15 protein-coding genes are annotated in these 12755 nt (G+C 60.4%); 2 read left to right on the top strand and 13 right to left on the bottom strand.

Annotated features, from left to right (window positions below; translation table 11 throughout):
- Nucleotides 1-2 precede the first annotated feature (2 nt).
- The 5 genes from ccmE to ccmA all read right to left on the bottom strand — a co-directional run bounded on the left by ccmE (nt 3) and on the right by ccmA (nt 2761).
- Complete coding sequence (ccmE, locus tag ACSQ87_RS08990; protein ID WP_056742064.1) at nt 3-458, bottom strand: cytochrome c maturation protein CcmE; 456 nt, start codon at nt 456-458, stop codon at nt 3-5.
- Nucleotides 455-631 (bottom strand): heme exporter protein CcmD, encoded by a 177-nt coding sequence (ccmD, locus tag ACSQ87_RS08985; protein ID WP_150655118.1) that lies wholly within the window; start codon nt 629-631, stop codon nt 455-457. Before ccmD ends, ccmE begins: the two co-directional genes overlap by 4 nt.
- A complete protein-coding gene (locus ACSQ87_RS08980) occupies nt 628-1383 on the bottom strand; it encodes a heme ABC transporter permease (RefSeq protein WP_223431589.1) in 756 nt (251 codons plus the stop codon). The genes ccmD and ACSQ87_RS08980 overlap by 4 nt, the downstream gene beginning before the upstream one ends.
- A gap of 77 nt (nt 1384-1460) precedes the next feature.
- Nucleotides 1461-2129 carry a heme exporter protein CcmB gene (ccmB, locus tag ACSQ87_RS08975; protein ID WP_008155797.1) on the bottom strand — a complete coding sequence of 223 codons (669 nt, stop codon included), beginning with the start codon at nt 2127-2129 and terminating at the stop codon, nt 1461-1463.
- Nucleotides 2126-2761, bottom strand: coding sequence for a cytochrome c biogenesis heme-transporting ATPase CcmA (gene ccmA / locus ACSQ87_RS08970; RefSeq protein WP_007894233.1), 636 nt, complete (start codon nt 2759-2761; stop codon nt 2126-2128). The genes ccmB and ccmA overlap by 4 nt, the downstream gene beginning before the upstream one ends.
- 197 nt (nt 2762-2958) lie before the next feature.
- On the opposite strand from ccmA, the gene fliK reads away from it, so the two are divergent.
- Entirely contained in the window at nt 2959-4533 is a 1575-nt protein-coding gene (gene fliK, locus ACSQ87_RS08965) for a flagellar hook-length control protein FliK (RefSeq protein ID WP_223431590.1), read from the top strand.
- Nucleotides 4530-4859 (top strand): EscU/YscU/HrcU family type III secretion system export apparatus switch protein, encoded by a 330-nt coding sequence (locus ACSQ87_RS08960; RefSeq protein WP_150655116.1) that lies wholly within the window; start codon nt 4530-4532, stop codon nt 4857-4859. Before fliK ends, ACSQ87_RS08960 begins: the two co-directional genes overlap by 4 nt.
- 117 nt (nt 4860-4976) lie before the next feature.
- Here the strand turns inward: ACSQ87_RS08960 and ACSQ87_RS08955 are convergent, their stop codons facing one another.
- The 8 genes from ACSQ87_RS08955 to ACSQ87_RS08920 form a co-directional block, all read right to left on the bottom strand.
- The gene (locus tag ACSQ87_RS08955) at nt 4977-5369 is read right to left on the bottom strand and encodes a DUF2802 domain-containing protein (protein WP_056742068.1); all 393 of its coding nucleotides are present in this window, start codon (nt 5367-5369) and stop codon (nt 4977-4979) included.
- Nucleotides 5370-5855, bottom strand: a complete 486-nt coding sequence (locus tag ACSQ87_RS08950; protein ID WP_008155806.1) for a chemotaxis protein CheW — start codon at nt 5853-5855, stop codon at nt 5370-5372.
- An 87-nt stretch (nt 5856-5942) separates the two neighbouring features.
- Nucleotides 5943-6827, bottom strand: coding sequence for a CheW domain-containing protein (locus ACSQ87_RS08945; protein ID WP_223431591.1), 885 nt, complete (start codon nt 6825-6827; stop codon nt 5943-5945).
- A 1-nt stretch (nt 6828) separates the two neighbouring features.
- On the bottom strand, nt 6829-7617 hold the full coding sequence (locus tag ACSQ87_RS08940) for a ParA family protein (protein ID WP_046046365.1): 789 nt from the start codon (nt 7615-7617) through the stop codon (nt 6829-6831).
- A gap of 43 nt (nt 7618-7660) precedes the next feature.
- The gene (motD, locus tag ACSQ87_RS08935; protein ID WP_008155811.1) at nt 7661-8551 is read right to left on the bottom strand and encodes a flagellar motor protein MotD; all 891 of its coding nucleotides are present in this window, start codon (nt 8549-8551) and stop codon (nt 7661-7663) included.
- Between the two features lie 15 nt (nt 8552-8566).
- On the bottom strand, nt 8567-9307 hold the full coding sequence (locus tag ACSQ87_RS08930; protein ID WP_223431592.1) for a flagellar motor protein: 741 nt from the start codon (nt 9305-9307) through the stop codon (nt 8567-8569).
- A complete protein-coding gene (locus ACSQ87_RS08925; protein WP_223431593.1) occupies nt 9307-10437 on the bottom strand; it encodes a protein-glutamate methylesterase/protein-glutamine glutaminase in 1131 nt (376 codons plus the stop codon). The genes ACSQ87_RS08930 and ACSQ87_RS08925 overlap by 1 nt, the downstream gene beginning before the upstream one ends.
- 49 nt (nt 10438-10486) lie before the next feature.
- Nucleotides 10487-12730: a chemotaxis protein CheA gene (locus ACSQ87_RS08920; RefSeq protein WP_223431594.1), complete on the bottom strand. Its 2244-nt coding sequence runs from the start codon at nt 12728-12730 to the stop codon at nt 10487-10489.
- Nucleotides 12731-12755 lie beyond the last annotated feature (25 nt).

Below are 12755 nucleotides of genomic sequence, written 5' to 3'. Positions count from 1 at the left end.
GATCAACCCTCCTTCGCGGGCGTTGGAGCAGATTGACCGCTGTCTTTCAAAGCCTTGGTCACTTCTGGCGGCATGTACTTCTCGTCGTGCTTGGCCAGCACTTCGTCAGCCACCACCACGCCGTCGGCGTTGAGCTTGCCCAGGGCAACGATGCCCTGCCCTTCGCGGAACAGGTCCGGAAGGATGCCGCGGTAGCTGATGGTCACGGATTTACTGAAGTCGGTGACGACGAATTTCACGTCCAGCGAATCGCCGGAACGTTGCAGCGAACCTTTCTCAACCATGCCGCCAGCGCGGATACGCGTGTCTTGCGGGGCTTCGCCGTTGGCGATCTGGGTCGGGGTGTAAAACAGATTGATGTTCTGCTGCAGGGCACTCAGGGCCAGGCCGACGGCAGCGCCGACACCGACCAGGATCGCGAGAATGATGATAAGACGCTTTTTGCGCAGCGGATTCACTTGCCGTTCTCCCGGCGCAGACGACGCGCCTCTTGTTGCAGATACCGCTTGCGGGCCAGGATCGGCGCCGCCACGTTGAGGGCCAGCACCGCCAGGCTAATGCCATAGGCTGACCAGACATACAGGGCATGATGGCCCATGGCGAGGAAGTCGCCGAATGAAGCAAAACTCATCGAGCGGCCTCCAGACTGTTCTGCACTTCGGCCTTGACCCAACTGGCGCGGGCTTCGCGTTTGAGCACTTCAAGACGCATGCGCAGCAGCAATACCGCGCCGAAGAAACAGTAGAACCCCAGCGCCGTCAGCAGCAGTGGCAGCCACATCTCGGCGGGCATCGCCGGTTTTTCGGTGAGGGTGAACGTCGCGCCCTGGTGCAGGGTGTTCCACCACTCCACCGAGTATTTGATGATCGGGATGTTGATCACGCCGACAATCGCCAATACCGCGCAGGCCTTGGCGGCACTGTCACGATTGCTGATCGCATTGCCCAGCGCAATAAGACCGAAGTACAGAAACAGCAGAATAAGCATGGACGTAAGTCGTGCATCCCAGACCCACCACGAGCCCCAGGTCGGTTTGCCCCAGATCGCGCCGGTGACCAGCGCCACGGCGGTCATCCAGGCGCCGATGGGCGCCGCGCATTGCAGGGCGACGTCGGCCAGCTTCATCTTCCACACCAGCCCGACGATGCCGCACACAGCCAGCATCACGTAGATGGACTGGGCCAGCATGGCGGCCGGAACGTGGATGTAAATGATGCGAAAGCTGTTGCCCTGCTGGTAGTCCGGCGGCGCGAAGGCCAGGCCCCACACTACACCAACGCTGATCAGCAGCAACGCCGCGACACTCAGCCACGGCAGCAGTTTGCCGCTGATGCCGTAAAACCATTTGGGCGAGCCGAGCTTATGAAACCAAGTCCAGTTCATTACTGTTTCCATCACGGTTGCTGCTCGCCATCACGAGCAGCCAGGGTCTTTACTGGTTAAAAAACAACCAGACCTCATTATTCGCCGACGCTGATCTTCAGGCCAGCAGCTATTGCAAAAGGTGTCAGGGTTATCGCCAGGGCGGTCAGGCTACCAAGCCACAGGAGATAACCGGTCGCCGGCATGCCCTGCAATGCCGCCTGCAAGGCGCCACTGCCGAGAATCAACACCGGGATGTACAACGGCAGAATCAGCAGCGCCAGCAACAGGCCACCGCGCTTCAATCCCACCGTCAGGGCTGCGCCCACCGCACCGAGCAGGCTCAGCACCGGTGTACCCAGCAACAAAGAAAGCAGCAACACCGGCAGACAGGCGGTTGGCAAACCGAGCATCAAAGCCAGTAATGGAGCGAGCAAAACCAGTGCCAGGCCAGAGAAGGACCAGTGTGCCAGTACCTTGGCCAAAACCAGAAGAGGCAGGGGGTGCGACGAAAGGACCCACTGCTCAAGCGATCCGTCTTCGAAATCACTGCGGAAAAGCCCGTCCAGCGAGAGTAAAACCGATAAAAGGGCCGCTACCCAGACCAGTCCCGGAGACAAGGTTTGCAACAATTGAGACTCGGGTCCGACCGCCAACGGGAACAGGGAAACCACGATCGCGAAGAATACCAGCGGATTGGCCAGTTCCGCAGGACGGCGGAACAGCAATCGGGCTTCACGGGCGACCAACAGGCCGAAAACACTCATACGGCCCAATTCCCCAGATCAATGTCGCGATAGCCGGCCGGCATCCGGGTCAGCGTGTGGTGAGTGGTCAAGACCACCATGCCACCGCGCTCGCAGTGTGCGGCCAGGTGTTCTTCGAGTTGCGCCACGCCTTGTTTGTCGAGCGCGGTGAACGGTTCATCGAGGATCCATAGCGGTGGGCTTTCCAGGTACAACCGCGCCAACGCGACCCGGCGTTGCTGCCCGGCAGACAGCGTGTGGCAAGGAACATCCTCGAAACCGCGCAGTCCGACAGCCGTCAGCGCCTGCCAGATCGCCTCATGGGAGGCCGGTTGATGCAAGGCGCACAGCCAGCTCAGGTTTTCTTCCGGCGTCAGCAGATCCTTGATCCCGGCGGCATGGCCGATCCACAGCAGGTTGCGCGCCAGCTCAAAGCGTTGCTCGTTCAATGGCTGGCCGTTGAGCAGCACCTGACCGGCAGTCGGCTGCATCAGACCGCAAAGCAGACGTAAAAGGCTGGTTTTGCCACTGCCGTTGGGGCCACTGATTTGCAACATTTCGCCACTGGCCAGTCTCAATTCGAGATTTTCGAAGAGCAGCCGAAGGTCTCGCTCACAGGCGAGGGCAACGGTTTGCAGGACAGGACTGGTCAAGAGATCACGGGCCTTTTGGGTTCAAGTCGGCAGTGGAGCGGCCGTTAAAGATATGCAGGATAAATGCATTGGCGGCCCGTTCTAAGGAGCTGGATCAAGTATTTGAAATGTTTTCAGCGCCCCGGATACAACGGGGCGGCATTATACATGCCATGCCCTACTCTAAAGAGGGCAATTTCCTCAGGTTGTGACCGCGTATGACAGGCGAAATGAACATCCTCCCGCTACCGCAAACCACGCCCGTGACTTCGCGGCCGCTGGTGGTGAGTGGCGACCTGCTGAAGTTACTGACGCCAATGGAGGGCCTGATCACTGCGGGCCAGACCGCCAAGGCCGAAGTGCTGTCGCTCAAGCAGGCGGATCAGACCTTTCAACTGTTGCTCAAGGTCACCCTCGACAGCGGCCGTCAGACCACGGTCCAGGCCACCAGCACGCAACCGCTGCCTCAGGGCACCAGCCTGGCGATTACCCAGCCGTCGGCGGGTAATCTGGCCGTCACCGTGCAACAGGCCATCGCCTCCAGCGTTGCCACCCTCACCCGTATCGACACCGCGCAACTGCCGGTCGGCACGCTGCTGCAAGGCAAAGTGCTGACCTCTCAGGTGTTGCCGCAAGTGCCGGGCCAGCCGACGGTGTTTCGCTCGATGGTGACTTTGCTCAACACCGCGTTGAGCGGCAGCACCCTGAACATCGACAGCCCGACGCCGCTGCGCATTGGCACCTTGCTGAGCGCGCTGGTGCAGGACACCCAAACGCTGAAGTTCGTGCCATTGAGCAGCCGCCAGGAGCAATTGGCCGTGACCCAACAACTGGTCAGTCAACAGAGCCGCCAAGGTTCGCTGGATGGCTTGCTCAAACTCCTGCAAAACCTGCCGTCCTCAAACCAGACGTCCAGTGATCTGCGTGCCGCCGTCGACAAGTTGCTTGCCGGCCTGCCCGATATTCAACAACTCAGCACACCAAAGGGACTGGCCCAGGCACTGGCCAATAGCGGACTGTTTCTTGAAGCCAAACTGCTCAGCGGTCAGAACCCGACACTGGCCCCAGACATGAAAGGCGATCTGCTCAAGCTGATCGCACAACTGACGCCAGGCCTGCCGGCCAACACCAATCTCAACGCGATCATTGCCGCCAACACACTGGCCCAGGTCATGCCGAACTTTGTACGCAGCGCCCTCGGCATGCTCGGTCAGGTCAGCGCCAAACCGCAGCCAACCAGCTTCCCGTTGCCCGAGCGCCTGCTACAAAACATGGACGGCGAAGGCGATCTCGAGCACTTGCTGCGTTTGGCAGCAGCGGCTGTTTCGCGCCTGCAAAGCCATCAACTGTCGAGCCTGGAACAGACTGGCGTCACCGACGACGGACGGTTGATGAGCACCTGGCAACTGGAAATCCCGATGCGCAATCTGCAGGACATCGTGCCGTTGCAGGTCAAGTTCCAGCGCGAAGAAGCGCCCGAGAAGGAACAGCAAAACGAACGCCGCGACGAGCGCGAACCCAAACAACAATTGTGGCGAGTGGACCTGGCGTTCGATATGGAACCCTTGGGCCCGCTGCAAATTCAGGCACAACTGATCAAAGGCAGCCTGTCCAGTCAGCTGTGGGCCGAACGCCCGTACACCGCGAGCCTGATCGAAAGCAATCTTGCTGAACTGCGCCAGCGGCTGCTGGCGTCCGGCCTGAATGTCGGCGATCTCGATTGCCATCTCGGCACACCGCCACAAGGCCCTCAAACCCGTCTTGAACAACGCTGGGTCGACGAAACCGCATGAAAAACCCCAACACCCCGCGCCAAGCCATCGCTCTCAAATACGACGGCAGCCACGCCCCTACCCTCACGGCCAAAGGTGACGAAGCACTGGCCGAAGCCATTCTGAAGATTGCCCGCGATTATGAAGTGCCCATCTACGAAAACGCCGAGCTGGTGAAACTGCTGGCGCGGATGGAATTGGGGGAGAGTATTCCGGAGGAGTTGTATCGCACGATTGCCGAGATTATTGCGTTTGCGTGGAATTTGAAGGGCAAGTTCCCCAAGGGGCAAGATCCGGATGCGCCGATGGTGGAGAAAGATATTACTGATCGCGGGGATGATTATTGAATCTTTGTTGAATGCAAAAAGATCGCAGCCTCGTTTCACTCGACAGCTCTTACATTGGAATGGTGTACGCCCTGTAGGAGCTGTCGAGTGAAACGAGGCTGCGATCTTTTGATCTTCTCAGTTCTTGTGCAACTTGCTCATCAACTCCGCCTCAGCCTGGGTCAAGCCACAAGACTGAGTCAGTTCATCGACGCTCGCGCCCATACCGACCAGTTTTGCCGCCTGGGCAAACGACAGGCTCGACGGATCGCGCTGTTCCAGCTGAGCCAGTTTGTCCGGCAACGGGCCAACCACCGCGCGCAGTTCGTGCAGGTCTTCACCCATGCGCACGTTACCGCTTTGGTAGTCCTCAACGCGCTTAGCCAAGTCCTTGATGCGCTGATCGCGCAGCGCATCGCCCTGGGCCTGTTGCGCGGCGATCAGTCGTTGGCCTCGTATGTACGCCAGAAACATCGCCAGCGTGCCTGCCCAAAAGAGGAACAGGACAATGACCGCTACCTCAAGAATCAATCAGATGTTCTCCAGGTCCGACCATTCTTCTTCGCTCATCATCTTGTCCAGCTCGACCAGGATCAGCAGTTCGTTGTTCTTGTTGCACACGCCTTGAATGAACTTGGCGGATTCTTCGTTACCGACGTTCGGCGCGGTTTCGATTTCCGACTGACGCAGGTAAACCACTTCGGCCACGCTGTCGACCATGATCCCGACCACTTGCTTGTCGGCTTCGATGATGACGATACGGGTGTTGTCGCTGATCTCGGCATTCATCAGGCCGAAGCGCTGACGGGTGTCGATCACGGTGACCACGTTACCGCGCAGGTTGATGATGCCCAGCACGTAGCTCGGGGCACCCGGGACCGGGGCGATCTCGGTGTAACGCAGGACTTCCTGAACGCGCATCACGTTGATGCCGTAGGTTTCATTGTCCAGTTTGAAGGTTACCCATTGCAGGATCGGATCTTCAGAACCTTTTGCATTCGTCGCTTGATTACTCATACCTGACCCCTCGAAAAACCGCTTCTGGCGGTGTGTGTTCTGTAGGCGGCATTCAACAATGCCGTCGCATACTTGTTATGTCGGCAGTTATGTCGGTTTGTGTAGCGGCTTGCTGCCGCCCATGTGCTTTGCCCCGCCGCTGGCGATCAACTCGGCCAGGGCGGAAACGTCCAGCAGCGCACACATATGCTCAATCACCGTGCCGGCGAGCCATGGCCGCTGACCTCGATGACTTCTCCATTTGATTTCGTTCGGGTCCAGGCGCAATGAGCGGCTGACCTGATGCACCGCCAGCCCCCACTCGTAGCCCTGAACCGAAATAACGTATTGCAGGCCCTGACGGAAATCGTCGCGGTAGCGGTCGGGCATGACCCAACGCGCGGTGTCCAATACTTTCAGGTTGCCGGCCTGGCTTGGCAGGATCCCGAGGAACCATTCCGGCTGACCGAACAGCGGTGTCAGCTCGTGGCCGGCCAAAGAATAAATCGAGCCCAGGCACACCAGCGGCACGGCCAGGGTCAACCCGGCGACATCGAACAACAGGCATTCGAACGGCTCGGCGGCCCAGGACGGACGACCCTCGGTTTCCACTGGTGGTGGCGTGTTGCTCGGTGGCAGGTGGACTTCGACCACCGGCGGCACCAAGGCTTGCAGCAGGGGGGCGATGGTCGAGACCGGCGCGAGAACCGGCGCGGGTGCTTCGATCACGGCAACCGGGGCTTTCGCCACGGGCGCGGCTACCGGCGCGGCAACCACGGCGGGTTTCTGCGCATCGCGAGCCTGCTCTTCGAGCACCGCTGCCTGGAACTCGTCCAGCGCAGCTTCAACTTCGACCGCTTCAACAACCTCAACGATTTCAACCAGCGCTTCGATTTCCGGCGGCAACTCTTCAGTCGCCTCCATCAGCAAGCTGTCCAGATAGGACTGCAGCGCCAGTTGCGGGCGCGAGGTGATTTTTACAGGGCGGTTCATCTCAAGCCACCTGCGGGACAAGTTGTGCCGCCAGCAGGTGCTTGAGCAGTGCGCGGTACGCGAGAACACCACGGCTCTTGCCGTCGAACTGCGAAGGCGTCACGCCGGCCCGGCTGGCATCGCGCAAGCGGGTATCGACCGGGATGTAGCCCTGCCAGATTTCTTCCGGATACTTGTCGCGCAACACCCGCAGCGTGCCGAGGGACGCCTGCGTGCGGCGGTCGAACAGGGTCGGCACGATGCTGAACGGCAGCGCCTGTTTACGCGAACGGTTGATCATCGCCAGGGTATTGACCATGCGCTCCAGGCCTTTGACCGCAAGGTGTTCGGTCTGCACCGGAATCACCAATTGCTGGCTCGCCGCCAAGGCATTGACCATCAGCACGCCGAGCAACGGCGGGCTGTCGATCACGGCGTAATCGAAGTCCTGCCAAAGTTGCGCCAGGCTCTTGGCAATCACCAGGCCCAGGCCGCTCTGCCCCGGCGACTGGCGCTCGAGGGTCGCGAGTGCGGTGCTTGATGGCAGCAGGGAAATACTCTCGTGGCTGGTGGGCAACAGCAACTGACCGGGCAAGCCTTGCGGCACACTACCCTTGTGCAGGAACAGGTCGTAGCTGCTGTGTTCCAGGCTGTCGGGGTCGTAACCGAAGTAGCTGGTCATGGAGCCGTGGGGGTCGAGATCGACCACAACCACGCGCTTGCCCGCCTCGGCCAGCAAACCGGCTAAAGCGATAGAGGAAGTGGTTTTACCAACACCACCCTTTTGATTGGCGACTGCCCAGACTCTCATTCGGATTGTTCCTCCCGGTCGAAATGGTCGACCGAGGAAAAGCTCAACGTATTAATGCGGGTGACGGAGAATTGACGGCACTCTCTCGTCCCGGCGACTTGACCGGGGTCGGTGCAGTTTGTGTGCCAGCACGCTTCAACGCGGCATCCGGTTTCGCGTTGGCGGTTCCGGTACCCGTGAGGCTGCGGCGTACATCGAGATTTCGCGACACCACCAGCACCACGCGACGGTTACGCGCCCGACCCTCGGCAGTGGCGTTGTTGGCCACTGGCTGGAACTCGCCGTAACCCACCGACGCCAGGCGACCGGGGTTCACACCCTGCATCGCCAGCATGCGCACGATGCTCGCGGACCGGGCCGAGGACAGCTCCCAGTTGGTCGGGTATTGCGCGGTGCGGATCGGTTGATCGTCAGTGAAGCCTTCGACGTGAATCGGGTTGTCGAACGGCTTCAGAATCGCGGCAACCTTGTCGATGATGTTGAACGCGATGTCGCTGGGCATGGCGTCGCCGCTGCCGAACAACAAACTGGAATTGAGTTCGATCTCGACCCACAGCTCGTTGCCGCGAATGGTCATCTGGTTGGAGCTGATCAGGTCGCCGAACGCCGCGCTGATGTCGTCGGCGATGCTTTTGAGCGGATCGCTGGCACCCGCGATACCGGCGTCGACCTGCTCGGCGTCTTTAACCAGCGGCTTGGCCGGGGTCACGGTCTTCGGTCGCTCGTCACCGATCGGGATCGGCTTGAGGGCGCGATCGGAGTCGGTGAAGACCCCGATCAACGCTTCGGAAATGACCTTGTACTTGCCTTCGTTGATCGAAGAAATCGAGTACATCACGACGAAGAAAGCGAACAGCAACGTAATGAAGTCGGCGTACGAAACCAGCCAACGTTCATGGTTTACGTGTTCTTCAGGTTGGCGACGACGTGCCATGGTCCATGTCTCCCATCAATCCATGAAGCCCTGAAGCTTCAACTCAATAGAGCGAGGGTTTTCACCTTCGGCGATCGACAGAATGCCTTCCAACAACATTTCGCGATAACGCGACTGCCGCAAAGCGACGGACTTGAGTTTGGCGGCAATCGGCAGCAGCACCAGGTTGGCACTGGCCACGCCGTAGATGGTCGCGACGAAGGCCACGGCAATGCCGCTACCCAGTTGCGATGGATCGGCCAGGTTGCCCATCACGTGGATCAGGCCCATCACCGCGCCGATGATGCCGATGGTCGGCGCGTAGCCGCCCATGCTTTCGAAGACTTTGGCAGCTTCGATGTCGCGGCTTTCCTGAGTGTAGAAATCCACTTCCAGGATGCTGCGGATCGCTTCCGGCTCGGCGCCGTCCACCAGCAGTTGCAGGCCTTTGCGCGAGTAGTTGTCAGATTCGGCGTCAGCCACCCCTTCCAGACCCAGCAAGCCTTCCTTGCGCGCGGTCAGGCTCCAGTTGACGACGCGATCGATGCCACCGGCGAGGTCGATGCGCGGAGGAAACAGGATCCAGGCCAGAATCTGCATGGCGCGCTTGAAGGCGCTCATCGGCGCCTGCAACAGCGCCGCACCGATGGTCCCACCGAGTACGATCAACGCCGCCGGGCCGTTGGCCAGGGCGCCGAGGTGACCGCCTTCAAGGTAGTTGCCGCCAATGATGGCGACAAACGCCATGATGATCCCGATAAGGCTTAAAACATCCATCAGATACAAGCCTCGACCAGATGCTTGCCAATATCGTCCAGGCCGTAGATCGCATCGGCGAGTTCGGCTTTGACGATTGCCATCGGCATGCCGTAGATCACGCAGCTGGCTTCATCCTGAGCCCAGATTGCACTGCCGCCCTGCTTGAGCAGACGCGCGCCTTCGCGACCATCGGCGCCCATGCCGGTCAACACGACCGCCAGAACTTTGTCACCGTAAGACTTGGCCGCGGAACCGAAGGTGATGTCCACGCACGGCTTATAGTTCAGACGTTCGTCGCCCGGGAGGATTTTCACCGCGCCACGGCCGTCGATCATCATTTGCTTGCCACCCGGCGCCAGCAACGCCAGGCCCGGACGCAGGATGTCGCCATCCTCGGCTTCCTTGACGCTGATGCGACACAGCTTGTCCAGACGCTCGGCAAAGGCCTTGGTAAAGGCGGCCGGCATGTGCTGGATCAATACGATCGGTGCGGGGAAATTGGCCGGCAATTGGGTCAGAACCCGCTGCAAGGCAACCGGACCACCTGTGGACGTACCAATGGCAACCAGTTTGTAGGCTTTGCGTTTCGGCGTCGGCGACGACGAGGCTGGCGCGTGCGTACGCGCCGGAATCGGAGCCGGTGCCGGACGCGCAGGCGCGCTGCTACCGTAGCTGCTGACGCTCGAAGGTGCAGGCGTCGGGGCGGGGGTGGCGACAGGTGCCGGAGCGCTGTAAGTGTTGGCGCGACGGTTACTGCGCGAAATGCTGAGAATCTTCTCGCACAGCAGTTGCTTGACCTTCTCCGGGTTGCGGGAGATGTCTTCGAAATTCTTCGGCAGGAAATCCACCGCGCCGGCGTCCAGCGCGTCGAGGGTTACCCGAGCGCCTTCGTGCGTCAGCGAGGAGAACATCAACACCGGGGTCGGGCAGCGCTGCATGATGTGCCGCACCGCCGTGATGCCATCCATCATCGGCATCTCGTAGTCCATGGTGATCACGTCTGGCTTGAGGGCCAGCGCCTGATCAATCGCCTCTTTTCCGTTGGTCGCCGTGCCGACGACCTGGATATTCGGATCCGCTGAAAGAATTTCCGAGACGCGGCGGCGGAAAAACCCCGAATCGTCCACCACCAGGACTTTAACTGCCATAAACACTCCGTTAGACGGAGCGAGGCTCAGTCGCCCCGCTCCACCAGAATCAAATACGCCGTGCGGCGTAACGCTTGAGCATGCTCGGAACATCGAGAATCAGCGCAATGCGGCCGTCACCGGTGATGGTGGCGCCGGACATGCCCGGGGTTCCCTGGAGCATTTTGCCCAATGGCTTGATGACCACTTCTTCCTGGCCCACCAGTTGATCGACGACGAAGCCGATCCGCTGAGTGCCCACCGAAAGGATCACGACATGGCCTTCGCGCTGCTCTTCGTGAGCGGCAGAGCTGACCAGCCAGCGTTTGAGGTAGAACAATGGCAGCGCCTTGTCCCGCACGATCACCACTTCCTGGCCGTCCACGACGTTGGTGGTCGACAGGTCGAGGTGGAAGATTTCGTTGACGTTCACCAGCGGGAACGCAAACGCCTGGTTGCCCAGCATGACCATCAGCGTCGGCATGATCGCCAGGGTCAACGGGACCTTGATGACGATCTTCGAGCCCTTGCCCTTGGTCGAATAGATATTGATGGTGCCGTTGAGCTGGGCGATTTTGGTTTTCACCACGTCCATGCCCACGCCGCGTCCGGAGACATCGGAAATTTCGGTCTTGGTCGAGAAACCCGGCGCGAAGATCAGGTTGAAGCAATCGGATTCGCTGAGGCGATCGGCTGCATCCTTGTCCATCAAGCCTTTCTTCACGGCAATGCCGCGCAGAACATCAGCGTCCATGCCCTTGCCGTCATCGGAGATCGACAGCAGGATGTGGTCGCCTTCCTGTTCAGCGGACAGGATCACCTTGCCGCTGCGAGGCTTGCCCATCGCTTCACGTTCGGCCGGCTCTTCAATACCGTGGTCGACCGAGTTGCGCACCAAGTGGACCAGCGGGTCGGCCAGGGCCTCGACGAGGTTCTTGTCGAGGTCGGTTTCTTCGCCGACCAGTTCCAGGTTGATCTCTTTCTTGAGCTGGCGAGCCAGGTCGCGAACCAGGCGCGGGAAGCGCCCGAAGACCTTCTTGATCGGTTGCATCCGGGTCTTCATGACCGCGGTTTGCAGGTCGGCCGTGACCACGTCGAGGTTCGACACGGCCTTGGACATGGCTTCGTCGCCGCTGTTGAGGCCCAGACGGACCAAGCGGTTACGCACCAGTACCAACTCGCCAACCATGTTCATGATTTCGTCGAGACGCGCGGTGTCGACCCGCACGGTGGTCTCGGCTTCGCTGGCCGGTTTTTCCGGTGGCGGCGCGGACGGGGCACGCGCCGGAGCCGGTGCTGCAGCTGCGGCAGGCTTCGGCGCTTCGGCTTTAGGCTCGGGCGCTTTGGCAACGGGTTTCGCAGCCGGTGCTGGCGCCTTGGCGACAGGAGCAGAAACCACTGCGCCAGTGCCAACCTCGGTGAACTTGCCTTTACCGTGCAATTCGTCGAGCAGTGATTCGAACTCGTGATCGGAGATCAGATCGCCGCCAGCCGCTTTAGCGGTTGGCGCAGCCGGGGCCGGGACCGCAGCAATGGCCGATTCCAGCGCATCAACGGCAAAGTTGCCCTTGCCGTGCAGCTGATCGAGCAGTGCTTCGAACTCGTCGTCGGTGATATCGGAGCTGTCGCCTGCCGCTTTCGGGGCAGCCGGTGCGGCTGGCGCCGGGGCTACCGCATCGACGGCGAACTGGCCTTTACCGTGCAGTTGATCGAGCAACGACTCGAACTCGGCATCGGTGATTTCGTCGCTGGTCGCCGCATTGCTGCTCGGCGCTGGCACGGCTGCCGGGGCTTCTGCCTGAGCCTTGACGGCGTTCAGCGAGTCCAGCAGTTGTTCGAATTCGTTATCGGTGATGTCACCCGATTCGCTCTCGGCGGCAGGTTCTTCCACCACTTCGGCGACCGGTGCCGTTTCATCGGCGGTTTGCGGCTCGGCCAGACGGGCCAGTGCCGCAAGCAATTCTGGCGTGGCAGCCGTGATCGGGCTGCGCTCGCGGACTTCGGTAAACATGCCGTTCACCGCATCCAGCGCTTCGAGAACCACGTCCATCAGTTCCGAGTCGACGCGGCGTTCACCCTTGCGCAGGATGTCGAACACGTTCTCGGCGATGTGACAGCACTCCACCAGCTCGTTGAGCTGGAGGAAGCCGGCGCCTCCTTTTACAGTGTGAAAACCGCGAAAAATTGCATTGAGCAAGTCCGCATCATCAGGTCGGCTTTCAAGCTCGACCAGCTGTTCGGACAGTTGCTCTAGAATCTCGCCGGCCTCAACCAGGAAATCCTGAAGGATCTCTTCATCGGCGCCGAAGCTCATTAAGGGGGTGCTCCTAAAGGTCTAA

Source organism: Pseudomonas sp. LjRoot277 (genome assembly GCF_964253845.1).
GTDB lineage: Bacteria > Pseudomonadota > Gammaproteobacteria > Pseudomonadales > Pseudomonadaceae > Aquipseudomonas.
The sequence above is the reverse complement of the archived record's forward strand: the minus strand, read 5'-3'. Positions and strand labels throughout refer to the sequence as shown.

Coding starts and splice junctions, on each gene's coding strand:
- ccmD (WP_150655118.1), bottom strand. CDS start 631: ATGAGTTTTGCTTCATTCGGCGACTTCCTCGCCATGGGCCATCATGCC.
- ACSQ87_RS08980 (WP_223431589.1), bottom strand. CDS start 1,383: ATGAACTGGACTTGGTTTCATAAGCTCGGCTCGCCCAAATGGTTTTAC.
- ccmB (WP_008155797.1), bottom strand. CDS start 2,129: ATGAGTGTTTTCGGCCTGTTGGTCGCCCGTGAAGCCCGATTGCTGTTC.
- fliK (WP_223431590.1), top strand. CDS start 2,959: ATGACAGGCGAAATGAACATCCTCCCGCTACCGCAAACCACGCCCGTG.
- ACSQ87_RS08960 (WP_150655116.1), top strand. CDS start 4,530: ATGAAAAACCCCAACACCCCGCGCCAAGCCATCGCTCTCAAATACGAC.
- ACSQ87_RS08950 (WP_008155806.1), bottom strand. CDS start 5,855: ATGAGTAATCAAGCGACGAATGCAAAAGGTTCTGAAGATCCGATCCTG.
- ACSQ87_RS08945 (WP_223431591.1), bottom strand. CDS start 6,827: ATGAACCGCCCTGTAAAAATCACCTCGCGCCCGCAACTGGCGCTGCAG.
- ACSQ87_RS08940 (WP_046046365.1), bottom strand. CDS start 7,617: ATGAGAGTCTGGGCAGTCGCCAATCAAAAGGGTGGTGTTGGTAAAACC.
- motD (WP_008155811.1), bottom strand. CDS start 8,551: ATGGCACGTCGTCGCCAACCTGAAGAACACGTAAACCATGAACGTTGG.
- ACSQ87_RS08930 (WP_223431592.1), bottom strand. CDS start 9,307: ATGGATGTTTTAAGCCTTATCGGGATCATCATGGCGTTTGTCGCCATC.
- ACSQ87_RS08925 (WP_223431593.1), bottom strand. CDS start 10,437: ATGGCAGTTAAAGTCCTGGTGGTGGACGATTCGGGGTTTTTCCGCCGC.
- ACSQ87_RS08920 (WP_223431594.1), bottom strand. CDS start 12,730: ATGAGCTTCGGCGCCGATGAAGAGATCCTTCAGGATTTCCTGGTTGAG.